Origin of the sequence: Pseudomonas sp. 102515 (genome assembly GCF_031085165.1) — a bacterium.
Classification (GTDB): Bacteria; Pseudomonadota; Gammaproteobacteria; order Pseudomonadales; family Pseudomonadaceae; genus Chryseomonas.
Genome location: NZ_JAVHTY010000004.1, coordinates 147,646 through 162,450, shown reverse-complemented (window position 1 = coordinate 162,450; position 14,805 = coordinate 147,646). Strand labels below are relative to the sequence as shown.

The window sequence follows — 14,805 nt, the reverse complement described above, 5'->3', positions numbered from 1 at the left end:
GGGCGCAGCAGCGCGAGCGTGGCAGTCCGGTGCTGATGCGCCTCACCGCCTGGCTGGCACGGCACCTGGGCCGCCGCGCCATCGCCCCGCTGCTGCGGCTGATCGTGCTGTACTTCTTCCTGTTCGGCGCCCGCGCCCGCCGTGGCATCCGCGACTACCAGCAGCGCCTGGCCGGCTGGAGCGGTCGTCCCGACCTGCAGCCCAGCTGGCGCAGCGGCTATGCCCAGTTCATGGCCTTCGCCGAAGCCCTGCTGGACAAGCTCGACGCCTGGAACGGCCGCCTCGGCCTGGATCAGGTGCAACTGCACGACCCGGATCGGGTGCACGGCCGCATGCACGGTCCGCGCGGCGAGATCCTGGTCACCGCCCACCTGGGCAACCTCGAAGTCTGCCGCGCCCTGGCCCAGCTCGGGCGGCGGGTACGCCTCAACGTACTGGTGCACACCCGCCACGCCGAGGCCTTCAATCGTCTGCTGGAGGAAGCCGGCGCCAGCGACCTGCGGCTGATCCAGGTCAGCGAACTGGACCCGGCGGTGATGCTGCAGCTCAGCGAACGCCTGGAGCGCGGCGAATGGCTGGCCATCGCCGGTGACCGGGTACCGCTGCATGGCAGCCGGACCGTCGAGGTGGACTTCCTCGGCGCCCCGGCGCCCTTCCCCCAGGGCCCCTGGCTGCTGGCGCACCTGCTGCGTTGCCCGACCAACCTGCTGTTCTGCCTCCGCCAGGAGGATGGCTACCACCTTTACCTGGAAGACTTCGCCCCGGCCCCGGCCTGGCGCCGCCAGGAGCGTGCCGCCGGCATCCAGGGCCTGGCCCAGGCCTATGCCGAGCGCCTTGCCGCCCATTGCCTCAAGGCGCCGCGGCAGTGGTTCAACTTCTATCCCTTCTGGAGTCGCGATGAACGCTAGTGTTCGCTTTGGTAGCCAGGCCCTCGCCATCGAAGACCTGGTCGCCCTGGCCGAGGGCCGGGCCCAGGCCGAATTGCAGGACGACGCGGCCTTTCGCGACGGCATCGCCCGCGGCGCGCGCTTCGTCGATTCGCTGCTGGCCCGCGAGGGTTCGGTCTACGGCATCACCACCGGCTACGGCGATTCCTGCGTGGTCGCCGTACCCCTGGCCCAGGTCGAGGCGCTGCCGCGCCAGCTCTACACCTTCCACGGCTGCGGCCTGGGTCGCCACCTGGACCCGGCGGCGACCCGCGCGGTGCTGGCGGCGCGGCTGCAGTCGCTGTGCCAGGGCGTCTCCGGGGTGCGGGTCGAGCTGCTCGAACGCCTCGCCGCTTTCTTGCGCGAAGACATCCTGCCGCTGATTCCCGAGGAAGGCTCGGTGGGCGCCAGTGGCGATCTCACCCCGCTGTCCTACGTGGCTGCCGCCCTCTGCGGCGAGCGCCAGGTGCGCTGGCGCGATGAGGTGCGGGAAGCGGCCGATGTCCATGCCGAGCTGGGCTGGACGCCCCTGGTGCTCCGGCCCAAGGAAGCCCTGGCGCTGATGAACGGCACCGCGGTCATGACCGGCCTGGCCTGCCTGGCCTTCGCCCGCGCCGAGTACCTGCTGCGCCTGGCCACGCGCATCACCGCGCTCAACGTGGTGGCCCTGGCCGGCAATCCCGAGCACTTCGACCAGCGCCTGTTCGCCGCCAAGCCGCATCCGGGCCAGGGCCAGGTGGCCGCCTGGCTGCGCGCGGACCTCGCGGCCGAGGGGCCGGCCGCGCCCCTGCACCGCCTGCAGGATCGCTATTCGCTGCGCTGCGCGCCCCATGTGCTGGGGGTCCTGGCCGACAGCCTGCCCTGGCTGCGCCAGTTCATCGAGACCGAACTCAACAGCGCCAACGACAATCCGCTGATCGATGCCGAGGACGAGCGGGTGCTGCACGGCGGTCACTTCTACGGCGGCCACATCGCCTGCGCCATGGACAGCCTCAAGACCCTGGTGGCCAACGTCGCCGACCTGCTCGACCGCCAGCTCGCCCTGCTGGTAGACGCCCGCTACAACCATGGCCTGCCGGGCAATCTCTCCGGCGCGCCCGCCGAACGCGCCATGCTCAACCACGGCTTCAAGGCGGTGCAGATCGGCGCCAGCGCCTGGACCGCCGAGGCGCTCAAGGGCACCCTGCCGGCCAGCGTCTTCTCCCGTTCCACCGAATGCCACAACCAGGACAAGGTCAGCATGGGCACCATCGCCGCCCGCGACGCCCTGCGCGTGCTGGAGCTCACCGAGCAGGTGGCCGCCGCCACCCTGCTGGCCGCCCAGCAGGGCGTCTGGCTCAGGTGCGAGCGGGGCGTGCAACCGCCCGCGCCCCTGGCCGCCATGCACCGCGCGCTGGGCGAGACCTTCCCGCCGCTGATCGAAGACCGTGCCCTGGAAGCCGAATTGCGCCAGACCCTGACCCTGATCCGCGCCCGCCACTGGAGGCTCTATGCGTAAGACCGGTGCCCTGCAGGTGGAGGTGGAGATGCAGATCCCCTTCTTCGACGTCGACATGATGGAAATCGCCTGGCACGGCCATTACGTCAAGTACCTGGAAGTGGCGCGCTGCGCCCTGCTCGACCGCCTGGACCACAACTACCTGCAGATGCGCGACTCCGGCTATGGCTGGCCGGTGATCGACCTGCAGATCCGCTACATCCGCCCCCTGCTGTTCCAGCAACGCGTCCGCGTCCGCGCCGATCTGGTGGAGTGGGAGCATCGCCTCAAGCTCAACTACCTGATCACTGACGCCACCACCGGTGAGCGCCTGACCCGCGCCAGCACCGTGCAAGTCGCCGTGGACCTGGCCAGCCGCGAGATGCAGCTGGCTTCGCCCAGGGTCTTCATCGACGCCGTGGAGAGGGCCCTGGCATGCGCACGCTGATCGCTCTGCTATTCATCCTGGCCGCGCCCCTGGCCCAGGCCTTCGACCTCGACGACCTGGCCGCCCAACTGGCGCGCCCCGCGGCGGTCGAGGGCAGCTTCGTCCAGCAGCGCTACCTGCGCGCCCTGCCGCAACCGCTCACCAGCCGCGGCCACTTCACCCTGGCCCGCGGCCTGGGGTTGCTGTGGCGGCTGGAAAAGCCCCTGGCGCAGACCTATCGCATCACCCCGGGCGCCATCGCCAAGCAGACGCCGACGGGCTGGACGCCCTTGCCCGGCAGCGACCTGGCCGCGCGCCAGAGCGCGCTGTTCCTGGCCGTGCTCGGCGGTGATCGCAGCGGCCTGGAGCGCGACTTCGAGCTGGCCCTGAGCGGCGACGCCAGCCACTGGCAGCTGCGCCTGACCCCGCGCGGCGCCCTGCTCAAGCAGGTGTTCGACGGCATCCTCATCCAGGGCGGCGCCCTGGTCGAACAGGTGGAGATCCGCGAGACCCAGGGCGATCGCAGCCTGCTCAGGCTGGACGGCCAGCCTGGCGACACCCTGAGCGCCGAGCAGCGCGCGGCCTTCCAGTGACCCGGCTGCAGCGCCCCTTTTTGCTGTTGCTCCTGGCCCTGCTGGCGCTCAGCACCTGGCAGTGGCGCCATGGCCCGCCGGTGGCCGCCGATCTGCTGGCGCTGCTGCCCCAGGGCGCTGGCGATGCCCTCACCCTGCAGGCCGAGGCGCGGATGGCCGAGCCGCTCAATCGTGAGGTGCTCCTGTTGGTGGGTCATCCCCAGCGCGAGCGGGTGCCCGCCCTGGCCGAACGCCTGGGCCGGGCCTGGGCCCAGGAGCCGCTGTTCGAAAAGGTACAATGGCAGCTGACGCCGGACCTGCCCGGCCTGCGCCAGCAACTGCTGGCCAGTCGCCTGGCGCTGACCCCGGGGCCGGCGCGTGACCAGCTCCTGCATGATCCAGACAGCTATCTGCAAGCCCGCGCCGTGGCCCTCTTCGATCCCTTCGCCGGCGCCGGCGCCCTGCCCCTGGAGCAAGACTGGTTCGGCCTCGGCCTGCTGGTGCAGCGCCAGCTCACCCCGGCCAGCAAGGTGCAATTCGACGCTGGCAGCGGCCTGCTGCTGACCCAGGGCGACGGCCTGACCTGGGCCCTGGTCCGCGCCCGTACCCGCGCCGATGCCTTCGATTTCGACGCCCCGCCCCAGGTGGAAGTCCTGATCGAGGCCGCCCGCCGTGAGGTGGTCGCCGACGGTGGCCAACTGCTCGCCGCCAGTGGCCTGAGATACGCCGCCGCCGGCCAGGCCACCGCCAGCCGCGAGATGTCGCTGATCGGCGGCCTCGCCACCCTTGGTACCCTGGCCCTGCTGCTGGGGCTGTTCCGCCGCTGGCGGGTGCTGCTCAGCCTCCTGGCCGTGGGCGTGGCCCTCTTGGCTGGCAGTGCCGCCTGCGTGGCGCTGTTCGGTCAGATCAACGCCCTCACCCTGATCCTCGGCGCCAGCCTGACCGGGGTGGCCGCCGACTATCCGCTGCACTACCTGAGCAAGAGCTGGAAGGGCGGCCCCTGGGACGCCACGGCCATCCTGCGCGAGACCCTGCCCGGTTTGTCCCTCAGCCTGGCCACCAACCTGCTCGGCTACCTGGCGCTGGCCTGCACGCCCTTCCCGGCCTTGACCCAGGTCGCGGTGTTTTCCGCTGCCGGCCTGATCGGCGCCTACCTCACCACCGTCTGCCTCTTGCCGGCCGGGTGGCAACGCCTGGACCTGGCGCCGCCCGCCGCGCCCCTGCGGCTGATGCAGCGCCTGCTCGACCTGCGGCTGCGGCTGCTGGCCCGCACCGGCAGCCTGCCGCTGCTCCTGGCGCTGCTGGCCTTCTGCGGCGCGGGCGTCTGGCAACTGCACCTGCAGAACGACCTGCGCCTCTGGCTCGGCCAGGACCCGACCCTGACCCGCGAAGCCCAGACCATCGCCCGCCTTACCGGGCTGCAACCCACCAGCCAGTTCTTCCTGGTGCGCGGGGTGGATGCCGATGAGGTGCTGCGCCGCCAGGCCGCCCTAGGTCAGCGCCTGGATAGCCTGGTCAGTCAGGGCCAGCTGCAGGGCTATCGCGCCCTCAGCGGCCTGGTCGCCCCCGCCGCGGCCCAGGCCGAATTGCGCCAGGCCCTGGCCGGTTGGGGCGAGCGCCTGCAACCCTTGCGGGCGGTAGGCATTCCGGCCGAGGCGCTGGACGCCGAGCTGAGGCAACTGCATCAGCTACCCGACCTGAGTCTCGACCAGGCCCTAGCCGGCCCCCTGGGCGAACCCTGGCGACCGCTCTGGCTGGGCCGCAGGGCCGATGGCGGCGCGGCCGGCCTGGTCAGCCTGCAAGGCCTGGGCAACGCCCAGGTCCTGCAGACGGTGGCCAAGGGTTTGCCCGGCGTGCAGCTGGTGGATCGCCTGGGCGAATTGCGCGGGCTGTTCCTCCATACCCAGCGCCTGGCGGTGGAGCTCAAGCTGCTGGCCTCGGCGGCCATCTTGCTCCTGCTGCTCTGGGCCTTCGGTCGCCGTGCGGCACTGCGTATCGTCTGCCTGCCGCTCTTGGCAGCCCTTGCGGCCCTGGCCTGCCTGGGCTGGCTGGGTCAGCCGCTGACCCTGTTCAGCCTCTTCGCCCTGTTGCTCATCACCGCCATCGGCGTGGACTACGCCATCCTCATGCACGAGGCCATCGGTGGCGCAGCGGTGAGTCTGCTCGGCGGCCTGCTGTCCGGCGTCGGCAGCTGGCTGTCGTTCGGCCTGCTGATGCTTAGCAGTACCCCGGCTATCGCCAACTTCGGCCTGGCCATCAGCCTGGGGCTGGTGTTCAGCTTCCTGCTGGCGCCCTGGGCCTCGCCCCCCGTCTCCCACGAAAAGGACCTTCGTCATGGTTGAACATCATCCCCTGGTCGTCATCGGTGCCGGCCCGGCCGGCGCCGTGGTCGCCGCCCTGCTCAGGCGCCGCGGCCATCCGGTGCTGGTGCTGGAAGCCCAGCACTTTCCGCGCTTTTCCATCGGCGAGAGCCTGCTCTCCCACAGCCTGGACTTCGTCGAGGAAGCCGGGATGCTGCCCGCGGTCGAAGCCGCCGGCTTCCAGACCAAGCTCGGCGCGGCCTTCGCCTGGGGCGAGCGCTACACCGACTTCGACTTTCGCGACACCTACAGTGGCGGGCGCCGCACCTTCCAGGTCCAGCGCGGCCCCTTCGACAAGCTCCTCGCCGACGACGCCGCGCGTCAGGGCGTGGCGATCCGCTACGGCGAGCGGGTGACCGCCGTGACCCTGGGCGAAGGCGGTGAAAGGACCCGCCTCGAGGTACTGGGCGACGACGGCCAGGCCTATGCGCTGACCACCGACTTCCTGCTCGACGCCAGCGGCTACGGGCGGGTGCTGCCCCGCCTGCTGGACCTGGAAGCCCCTTCGGACTTCCCGGTGCGCCGCGCCCTTTTCACCCATGTCGAGGATCGCATCGACGATCCCGGCTTCGACCGCGAACGCATCCTCATCACCACCCACCCGATCTGGCGCGACGTCTGGTTCTGGACCATTCCGTTCAGCGATGGCCGCACCTCGCTCGGGGTGGTGGCCGCCGCCGAGCGCCATGCCGGACGCGCCCCCGATCTCGCCACCTGTCTGCGCGACTGGATCGCCGAGACCCCGAGCCTGGCCCGGGTGCTGCACAATGCGGTCTGGGATACCCCGGTGCGCGAGCTGGCCGGCTATGCGGCTAACGTCAAGCGCCTGCACGGCCCCGGCTTCGCCCTGCTGGGCAACGCCGCCGAGTTTCTCGATCCGGTGTTTTCCTCGGGCGTCACCATCGCCCTGCGTTCGGCCAGCCTGGCCGCGCCGCTGGTGGATCGCCAGCTGCGTGGCGAGGCGGTGGACTGGGAGGGCGAATTCGCCCGACCGCTCAAGGCGGGCGTCGATACGTTCCGTGCCTATGTGGAGGGCTGGTACGATGGCAGCTTCCAGGACGTCATCTATTTCGAACACGCCGATCCCGAGATCAGGCGCATGATCTGCGCCATTCTCGCCGGCTACGCCTGGGATCTTCGCAACCCCTTCGTCAAGGAGCCCAAGCGGCGCCTGCGCCTGCTCGTCGAGCTCTGCCAGCTGAATTCGGCCCATCCTGCATGACCCTGCCCCGTCCCCTCGTCTTCGCGCTGGCCTGCCTGCTGCTGCTCGCCGCCTGCGCCAGCCAGCCGCCGCTGCCCAGCAGTCCGCCCCCGCTGGCGCGCGCCTTGGTCTACCAGGTGGAACGCCAGACCGTGGAGGGCAGCGACGCCCTGCTGCTGGCCATCCAGCCGGAGGGCGCCGCCCTGCGCTTTTCCCTGTTCGATCCCCTGGGCGTGCCCCAGGGGCGCCAGCGGCTGCTCGACGGCGCCTGGCACGCCGACGGCCTCTTACCGCCCAATCCCCGGGCGCGCACCTTCTTCAGCGTGCTGCTGTTCGCCCTGACCCCCGCCGACCAGTTGCCGCGGGCCTATGCCGCGGGCGACTGGCACAGGGCCGCCGACGGCAGCCGCCGCCTCAAGGACTGGCAAGTACGCTATCCCGCTGCCGACCGCCTGGAGCTGGAGGCGCCGGACGGGTCGCGCTATCGCCTGACCCTGCTGCCGGAGTCCGCGCCTTGAGCGCCTACCTGAATGCCCTGGGCCTGCTCTGCGCCCTGGGCCAGGGCAAGGCCGAGGTGGCGCGCGGCCTGTTCGCCGGCGACACCGCCGGCATGCAGCCCACCCCGGGCTGGATTCCCGAGCGCCAGCCACCGGTGGGTACCGTCACCGCCCCGCTGCCGGCCTGGCCAGCGGCCTGGACGCCCTATTTCAGTCGCAACAACCAGCTCCTGCTGGCGGCCCTGACCGAGATCGAGCTCCAGGTGCGCCAGGCCATCGAGCGCCATGGCCCCGCGCGCATCGGCGTGGTGCTGGGCACCAGCACCTCCGGCATCCACGAGGCCAGCCTGGGCATCGCCGTGCACCAGCGCAGCGGCCAGTTGCCCGAGGGCTATCAGTACGCCCAGCAGGAACTGGTGGCGCCGGCGGATTTCCTCGCCCGCTACCTGGGCCTGAGCGGCCCCTGCTATGGTCTCTCCACCGCCTGCACCAGCAGCGCCCGCGCCCTGCTCAGCGCCCGCCGGCTGCTGGTCCAGGGCCATTGCGACGCCGTGCTCTGTGGCGGCGTCGACAGCCTCTGCGGCCTGACCCTGAACGGCTTCGCCGCCCTGGAAGCGGTCAGCGAGTCGCTGTGCAATCCCTTCTCGGTCAATCGTTGTGGCATCAACATCGGCGAGGGGGCGGCGCTGTTTCTGCTGACCCGCGAACCCGGCCCCATCGCGCTGCTCGGCGGCGGCGCCAGTTCCGATGCCCACCATATCTCCGCCCCCGATCCCAGCGGCCGCGGTGCCGTCCAGGCCATGCAGGTGGCCCTGCGTGCCAGCGCCCTGCGGCCAGGCGATATCGGCTATCTCAACCTGCACGGCACCGCCACGCCACACAACGACGCCATGGAAAGCCAGGCCACCCACCAGGTATTCCCGGCCGGGGTGCCCTGCTCCTCGACCAAGCCGCTGACCGGCCATACCCTCGGCGCCGCCGGCGCCCTGGAAGCCGCCTTCGCCTGGCTGACCCTGGACCCGGTCCTCAACCCGGCCGGCCAGTTGCCGCCGCAGCGCTGGGATGGCCAAGCCGATCCGGCCCTGCCACGCCTGGCGCTGACCCACGCCGACAGCCGCCTGGACGGTCGTCGCCACGCCATGAGCAACAGCTTCGCCTTTGGCGGCAGCAACGTCAGCCTCATCCTCGGAGCCACGCCATGATCCCCTGGCCCCTCGCCGCGCTGGTGCCCCACGCCGGCGACATGCTGCTGATCGAGGAGATCCTCGCCTGCGACGACCAGGGCATCGAGACCCGCCTGGTGGTGCGTCCCGGACTCTTCACCGACGCCGACGGCGCCCTGCCGGCCTGGATCGGCGTGGAGCTGATGGCGCAGAGCGTGGCCGCCTTCGCCGGCTGCCAGGCGCGGCGCCGCGGCGAGGCCCCGGCCCTGGGTTTCCTGCTCGGCACCCGCCAGTTCGCCTGCGACGTGGCAGCCTTTCCCGCCGGCGGTGAGTTGCGCATCCAGGCCCAGCCGGCACTGCAGAACGACGATGGCATGGCCATCTTCGACTGCCACCTGCAGGGTCCTGGCTGTCAGGCCAGCGCCCGTTTGAACGTCTATCGTCCGCCCCACGCGGATCTGTATCTAAAGGAGCCCGCGCCATGAGCGTCGCCCCCGCTCCGGTCCTGGTGACCGGTTCCAGCCGCGGCCTGGGCCGCGCCATCGCCCTGCGCCTGGCCGCCGCCGGGCACGACCTGGTGCTGCACTGCCGCAGCCGTCGCGAGGAAGCCGAGGCCGTCCGCGCCGAGGTCGAGGCCCTGGGCCGCACGGCGCGGGTGCTGCAATTCGACGTCGGCGACCGCGCCGCCTGCGCGGCCATCCTCGACGCCGACACCGAAGCCCACGGCGGCTACTACGGGGTGGTCTGCAATGCCGGCCTGACCCGCGACGGCGCCTTCCCGGCGCTGACCGGCGAAGACTGGGACATGGTCCTGCGCACCAATCTCGACGGCTTCTACAACGTGCTGCACCCGGTGGTCATGCCGATGATCCGCCGCCGCGCGCCCGGGCGCATCGTCTGCATCACCTCGGTCTCCGGGCTGATCGGCAATCGCGGCCAGGTCAACTACAGTGCCTCCAAGGCCGGCCTGATCGGCGCCGCCAAGGCCCTGGCGGTGGAGCTAGCTAAGCGCAAGATCACCGTCAATTGCGTGGCTCCGGGGCTGATCGACACCGAGATCCTCGACGAGCACGTGCCGGTGGACAAGATCCTCGAGATGATACCGGCCGGACGCATGGGCACCCCCGAGGAGGTGGCCCACGCCGTGGCCTTCCTGCTCGCCCCCGAGGCCGGCTACATCACCCGCCAGGTGCTGGCGGTCAACGGAGGGCTGTGCTGATGACCGGCCGTCGCGTCGTGATCACCGGGATGGCCGGCGTCACCGCCCTGGGCAGTGACTGGCCGACCATCCGCGACAACTTCCTGGCCGGCCACAGCGGCATCCGCCGCATGGACGCCTGGGATCGCTACACCGAGATGAACACCCGCCTGGGCGGGCCCATCCTCGACTTCCAGGTGCCCGGCCACTGGACGCGCAAGCAGTTGCGCAGCATGGGCCGCGTCTCCCAGCTAGCGGTGGCCGCCGCCGAGCGCGCCCTGGCCGATGCCGGACTGCTCAATGATCCCAGCATCGCCGATGGTCGCATGGGCGTGGCCTGCGGCTCGTCCACCGGCAGCACCGACGACATCAAGGCGCTGGCCAACATGCTGCTCAGCGACGCCGCGGTGGGCCTCAATGCCAATACCTATGTGCGCATGATGCCGCACACGGCGGCCGCCAACCTGAGCCTGTTCTTCGGTCTCAAGGGCCGCCTGATCCCCACCTCCAGCGCCTGCACCAGCGGCAGCCAGGGCATCGGCTACGCCTACGAGGCCATCAAGTTCGGGCGCCTGCCGCTGATGCTGGCGGGCGGCGCCGAAGAACTCTGCCCCAGCGAGGCCATGGTCTTCGACACCCTCTATGCCACCAGCCTGCGCAACGATGCCCCCCACACCTCGCCGCGCCCCTATGACCGCGGCCGCGACGGCCTGGTGATCGGCGAAGGCGCCGGCATCCTGGTGCTGGAAGAGCTGGAACACGCCCTGGCGCGCGGCGCGCACATCCACGCCGAGATCGTCGGCTTCGGCAGCAACGCCGACGGCCAGCACTCCACCCGCCCCGAGCAGGCCACCATGCAGCGCGCCATGGAGCTGGCCCTGGAAGACGCCGGGCTGACGCCGGAGGCCATCGGCTACGTCAACGGCCACGGGACGGCCACCGAACAGGGCGACATCGCCGAGACCCGCGCCACCCAGGCGCTGTTCGGCACCCGCATGCCCATCAGCTCGCAGAAGAGCTACCTGGGCCATACCCTGGGTGCCTGCGGTGCCCTGGAGTCCTGGTTCAGCATCGCCATGATGAACGAAGAGCTGTTCGTGCCCACGCTCAACCTCGATGACCTGGACCCCCAGTGCGGCGAGCTGGACTATCTGCGCGGCGGGCCGCGAGCGCTGCGTACCGAGCATGTGATGAACAACAATTTCGCCTTTGGCGGGGTCAACACCTCGCTGATCTTCCGTCGCTGGTCCTGATGGCCATAGCCCGAGGTACTCCCATGTTGCGTCGCCTGCTGCTCGTCTCCGCTCTGCTGTTCCTGGCGGCCTGCACCCGCGCTCCCCTGGTGACGCCCCAGGAGGTCTTTCCCGCCGATCGGGTGGAGAACGCCGCCGATGTCCGCCGCGCCATCGTCGACACCCTCGAGCGCCGTGGCTGGAGCGTCGGCCAGGAGAGCCCCGGTCTGGTGGTCGCCAGCATCGTGGTGCGCGATCGCCACCAGGCCTGGGTCGACATCCCCTACAGCACCAAGGGCTACCAGATCCGCTACCGCGACAGCGCCGGCCTCGACTACGACGGCGAGCGCATCCATCGCAACTACAACAAGTGGGTCCAGCTGCTCGACGCCGACATCCGCCGACAATTGCAGCTGCCCGCCCCCGCAGCCGACGCGGAGTGACCGCCCGCGGCCTGCGTGACAGCGCAGAACGCCGGTCTCCAGGCTGACGGCGCGGGCGTTCTGGGTTAAACAGTCATCCCCCACCACAAGGAAGTCGCCATGCGTACCCTAGCCCCTACCCTCGCTCTGGTCCTGAGCCTGGCCACCCTGCTGCCCGGCGCCGCCCAGGCCCGCGACACCACCCTGCAACTGCCTTTCGCCGAAGTCGTCCAGGAAGCCCTGGCCGCCAAGCGCCTGGATGGCAGCGTGAAGTTCTACCTGGCCGGCAACCCGGTCCCCGGCAAGGCCACGGTGGTCAACTCCAGCATCACCACCAACCAGAAGACCAACGCCTTCAACAAGACCGACGAGGTCGCCTGCCGCTGGGTGCTGCAATCGGCGCTGATCCGCCTGCAGGGAGCGGCCAAGGCCGCCGGTGCCAATGCGGTCATCGACATCACCAGCTACTACAAGAAGAACGAGTGGAGCGATCCCACCCGCTACGAGTGCCACGCCGGCGCCCTCATGGCCGGTGTCGCCCTCAAGGGCAAGCTGGTCATCCTCAAGTAGGTCGGAACGGCGGCGCGTCCGGGGGAGTCTGTCTAGAAACTCGCCTCGAGGCCGCCGCCATGCCCCTGTTTCGCGTCCACTACCGCAAGGATGGCGAGTCCCGCCAGCTCGACCTCGAGCATCCGCAGGCTGGTCTCGCTCCGCATGAAGCCGCCCTGGCCGTGCTGGAACAGCTGCGCGCCGACGCCGAGAACAGCCTGGCCCTGCCCGCCGCCGATGCGCCAGCCGAAGCCATCCTGCGCCAGGCGGAGGTGCATGGACTGACGGATTTCCGGGTGGAGCCATTGGCCTCGTAAGTTGGCGCGGAGCGCAGCGAAGCCCAACGCCGCCAGACCTCAGCCCAGGAACAACCGGTACGCCGGATTCTCCGTCTCGTCCCAATAGCGATAACCGATGGCATCCAGCGTCGCCAGCAGCTCCGGCCGTTCTGCCTGGCTGGCCTCCAGCCCCGCGAACACCCGGCCATCCGCCGCGCCGTGGTTGCGGTAATGGAACATGCTGATGTTCCAGCGCCCGCCCAGCTTTTCGAGGAAGTCGAACAGCGCCCCGGGTCGCTCGGGGAATTCGAAGCGGAACACCTGCTCCTGGCCGACCCGCGCGGCATGGCCGCCCACGGTGTGGCGGATATGCAGCTTGGCCAGTTCGTTGTCGGTCAGGTCCAGCACCGGGAAACCCTGGTCGCGCAGGCCCTGGATGAGGGCGTCACGCGGATCGCGCTGCGGATGGGTCTGGACGCCGACGAAGATGTGCGCCTCTTCGCCGGTGTGGTAGCGATAGTTGAATTCGGTGATCTGCCGCCGCCCCAGGGCCTCGCAGAAGGCCCGGAAGCTGCCTGGCCGCTCGGGGATGGTCACGGCGATGATGGCTTCGCGCCGCTCGCCCAGTTCGGCGCGCTCGGCCACGTGTCTCAGGCGATCGAAGTTGATGTTGGCACCGGAGTCGATGGCCACCAGCACCTGGCCGCCGGAGCCCGCGCGCTCGGCGTACTTCTTGATCCCGGCCACCCCCAGGGCGCCCGAGGGTTCGGTGATGGAGCGGGTGTCGTCGTAGATGTCCTTGATCGCCGCGCAGATCTCGTCGCTGCTGACCGTGATCACCTCGTCCACGTAGCGCCGGCAGATCTCGAAGGTGTGGTGGCCGATCTGGGCCACGGCCACGCCATCGGCGAACAGCCCCACACGCGGCAAGACCACCCGCTCGCCGGCGGCCATGGCCTGCTGCAGGCAGTTGGAGTCGTCCGGCTCGACGCCGATCACCCTGATCTCGGGCCGCAGGTATTTCACATAGGCGGCGATGCCGGCGATCAGGCCGCCACCCCCGACCGGGACGAAGATGGCATCGAGCCGCCCCGGATGCTGGCGCAGGATCTCCATGGCCACGGTGCCCTGGCCGGCGATGACGTCCGGATCGTCATAGGGCGGCACGAAGGTGTAGCCCTGTTCCTCGACCAGGCGCAAGGCCTCGGCCAGGGCCTCGGGAAAGGCGTCGCCGTGCAGCACCACCTCGCCACCGCGCGATTGCACGCCGATGACCTTGAGCTCGGGGGTGGTGCGCGGCATGACGATGATCGCCCGCACGCCCAGCTCGCGAGCCGCCAGGGACAGGCCCTGGGCGTGGTTGCCGGCGCTGGCGGTGATCACGCCACGGGCCTTCTCGCTGGCCGAGAGGCTGGCCAGCTTGGTGTAGGCGCCGCGGATCTTGAAGGAAAACACCGGCTGCAGGTCTTCGCGCTTGAGCAGCACCTGGCAGCCCAGCCGCTCGGACAGCGCCCGCGCCGGTTGCAGGGGCGTTTCGATCGCCACGTCGTAGACGGGGGCGAGCAGGGTCTTCTTCACGTACTGTTCGAGCATCGGCGGGGCGATCCGGTGGGTGCGGCGGGGGCGAAAAGTCTACTACGGGCACTCCCGGGTGGGTTAGCCAGGCCGTCCGAGCGGCTATAATCGGCGACCCTCCACCCGTTTTCTCTGCGGATACCCCCATGAATCAGGACCAGCTCAAGCAGGCCGTCGCCCAGGCCGCGGTCGACCTCATCCTTCCCCAGCTCTCCCGCGACAGCGTGATCGGCGTGGGCACCGGCTCGACCGCCAACTTCTTCATCGACCTGCTGGCCAAGCACAAGCTGGAATTCGACGGCGCCGTGGCCAGCTCCCAGGCCACCGCCGACCGGCTGAAGAGCCATGGCATCACCGTCTATGACCTCAACGGTGTCAACAACCTGGAATTCTACGTGGACGGCGCCGACGAAGCCGACGGCCACCTCAACCTGATCAAGGGCGGCGGCGCGGCCCTGACCCGCGAGAAGATCGTCGCCGCCGTGGCGCGCACCTTCATCTGCATCGCCGACGCCAGCAAGCGCGTCGAGGTGCTCGGCGAATTCCCGCTGCCGGTCGAGGTCATCCCCATGGCCCGCAGCTATGTGGCCCGCGAGTTGGTCAAGCTGGGCGGCGACCCGGAATACCGCGACGGCGTCATGACCGACAACGGCAACGTCATCCTCGACGTGCACAACCTGCACATCGTCGATCCGCTGGGCCTGGAAGCCCGGATCAACAACATCGTCGGCGTGGTCGCCAACGGCCTCTTCGCCGCCCGTCCCGCGGACGTGCTGCTGCTGGGCACCGCCCAGGGTGTGGAGCGGCTGGAGCGCAGCTGAATCCGTAGCGTGGAAAACCGCGTCAGCGTTTTCCACCGGGAGGCTCGTGCGAGGTCAGTGGATAAGGCTGCGTCGTTATCCACACTACGCGGCCGGTGTCGGGCTTC

At 70.2% G+C, this 14,805-nt stretch carries 16 protein-coding genes; 15 read left to right on the top strand and 1 reads right to left on the bottom strand.

Annotated features, from left to right (window positions below; genetic code table 11):
• Positions 1-35: 35 nt before the first annotated feature.
• The 14 genes from RCF34_RS16365 to RCF34_RS16300 all read left to right on the top strand — a co-directional run bounded on the left by RCF34_RS16365 (position 36) and on the right by RCF34_RS16300 (position 12,341).
• Complete coding sequence (locus RCF34_RS16365) at positions 36-908, top strand: glycosyl transferase (RefSeq protein WP_308709497.1); 873 nt, start codon at positions 36-38, stop codon at positions 906-908.
• Positions 898-2,424, top strand: a complete 1,527-nt coding sequence (locus RCF34_RS16360; protein WP_308709109.1) for an aromatic amino acid ammonia-lyase — start codon at positions 898-900, stop codon at positions 2,422-2,424. Before RCF34_RS16365 ends, RCF34_RS16360 begins: the two co-directional genes overlap by 11 nt.
• Positions 2,417-2,851, top strand: a complete 435-nt coding sequence (locus tag RCF34_RS16355) for an acyl-CoA thioesterase (RefSeq protein WP_308709108.1) — start codon at positions 2,417-2,419, stop codon at positions 2,849-2,851. Before RCF34_RS16360 ends, RCF34_RS16355 begins: the two co-directional genes overlap by 8 nt.
• Positions 2,839-3,423 (top strand): outer membrane lipoprotein carrier protein LolA, encoded by a 585-nt coding sequence (locus RCF34_RS16350; protein WP_308709107.1) that lies wholly within the window; start codon positions 2,839-2,841, stop codon positions 3,421-3,423. The genes RCF34_RS16355 and RCF34_RS16350 overlap by 13 nt, the downstream gene beginning before the upstream one ends.
• Positions 3,420-5,744 (top strand): hypothetical protein, encoded by a 2,325-nt coding sequence (locus RCF34_RS16345; protein WP_308709106.1) that lies wholly within the window; start codon positions 3,420-3,422, stop codon positions 5,742-5,744. Before RCF34_RS16350 ends, RCF34_RS16345 begins: the two co-directional genes overlap by 4 nt.
• A complete protein-coding gene (locus tag RCF34_RS16340) occupies positions 5,737-6,984 on the top strand; it encodes a tryptophan 7-halogenase (protein ID WP_308709105.1) in 1,248 nt (415 codons plus the stop codon). The genes RCF34_RS16345 and RCF34_RS16340 overlap by 8 nt, the downstream gene beginning before the upstream one ends.
• On the top strand, positions 6,981-7,481 hold the full coding sequence (locus RCF34_RS16335) for a hypothetical protein (RefSeq protein ID WP_308709104.1): 501 nt from the start codon (positions 6,981-6,983) through the stop codon (positions 7,479-7,481). The genes RCF34_RS16340 and RCF34_RS16335 overlap by 4 nt, the downstream gene beginning before the upstream one ends.
• Positions 7,478-8,662, top strand: coding sequence for a beta-ketoacyl-[acyl-carrier-protein] synthase family protein (locus tag RCF34_RS16330; RefSeq protein WP_308709103.1), 1,185 nt, complete (start codon positions 7,478-7,480; stop codon positions 8,660-8,662). Before RCF34_RS16335 ends, RCF34_RS16330 begins: the two co-directional genes overlap by 4 nt.
• Positions 8,659-9,108 (top strand): hotdog family protein, encoded by a 450-nt coding sequence (locus tag RCF34_RS16325; protein WP_308709102.1) that lies wholly within the window; start codon positions 8,659-8,661, stop codon positions 9,106-9,108. Before RCF34_RS16330 ends, RCF34_RS16325 begins: the two co-directional genes overlap by 4 nt.
• The gene (gene fabG, locus RCF34_RS16320) at positions 9,105-9,842 is read left to right on the top strand and encodes a 3-oxoacyl-ACP reductase FabG (RefSeq protein WP_308709101.1); all 738 of its coding nucleotides are present in this window, start codon (positions 9,105-9,107) and stop codon (positions 9,840-9,842) included. Before RCF34_RS16325 ends, fabG begins: the two co-directional genes overlap by 4 nt.
• Positions 9,842-11,074, top strand: coding sequence for a beta-ketoacyl-ACP synthase (locus RCF34_RS16315; protein ID WP_308709100.1), 1,233 nt, complete (start codon positions 9,842-9,844; stop codon positions 11,072-11,074). The genes fabG and RCF34_RS16315 overlap by 1 nt, the downstream gene beginning before the upstream one ends.
• 23 nt (positions 11,075-11,097) lie before the next feature.
• Positions 11,098-11,496, top strand: a complete 399-nt coding sequence (locus RCF34_RS16310; RefSeq protein WP_184290133.1) for a hypothetical protein — start codon at positions 11,098-11,100, stop codon at positions 11,494-11,496.
• Between the two features lie 99 nt (positions 11,497-11,595).
• Positions 11,596-12,045, top strand: coding sequence for an excinuclease (locus RCF34_RS16305; RefSeq protein ID WP_308709099.1), 450 nt, complete (start codon positions 11,596-11,598; stop codon positions 12,043-12,045).
• A gap of 59 nt (positions 12,046-12,104) precedes the next feature.
• On the top strand, positions 12,105-12,341 hold the full coding sequence (locus tag RCF34_RS16300; protein WP_308709098.1) for a hypothetical protein: 237 nt from the start codon (positions 12,105-12,107) through the stop codon (positions 12,339-12,341).
• Between the two features lie 39 nt (positions 12,342-12,380).
• Here the strand turns inward: RCF34_RS16300 and ilvA are convergent, their stop codons facing one another.
• Complete coding sequence (gene ilvA, locus RCF34_RS16295; RefSeq protein ID WP_308709496.1) at positions 12,381-13,907, bottom strand: threonine ammonia-lyase, biosynthetic; 1,527 nt, start codon at positions 13,905-13,907, stop codon at positions 12,381-12,383.
• A 116-nt stretch (positions 13,908-14,023) separates the two neighbouring features.
• Between ilvA and rpiA the strand changes: the two genes are divergently transcribed.
• Positions 14,024-14,698, top strand: coding sequence for a ribose-5-phosphate isomerase RpiA (gene rpiA / locus RCF34_RS16290; protein ID WP_308709097.1), 675 nt, complete (start codon positions 14,024-14,026; stop codon positions 14,696-14,698).
• The last annotated feature ends 107 nt before the right edge of the window (positions 14,699-14,805 follow it).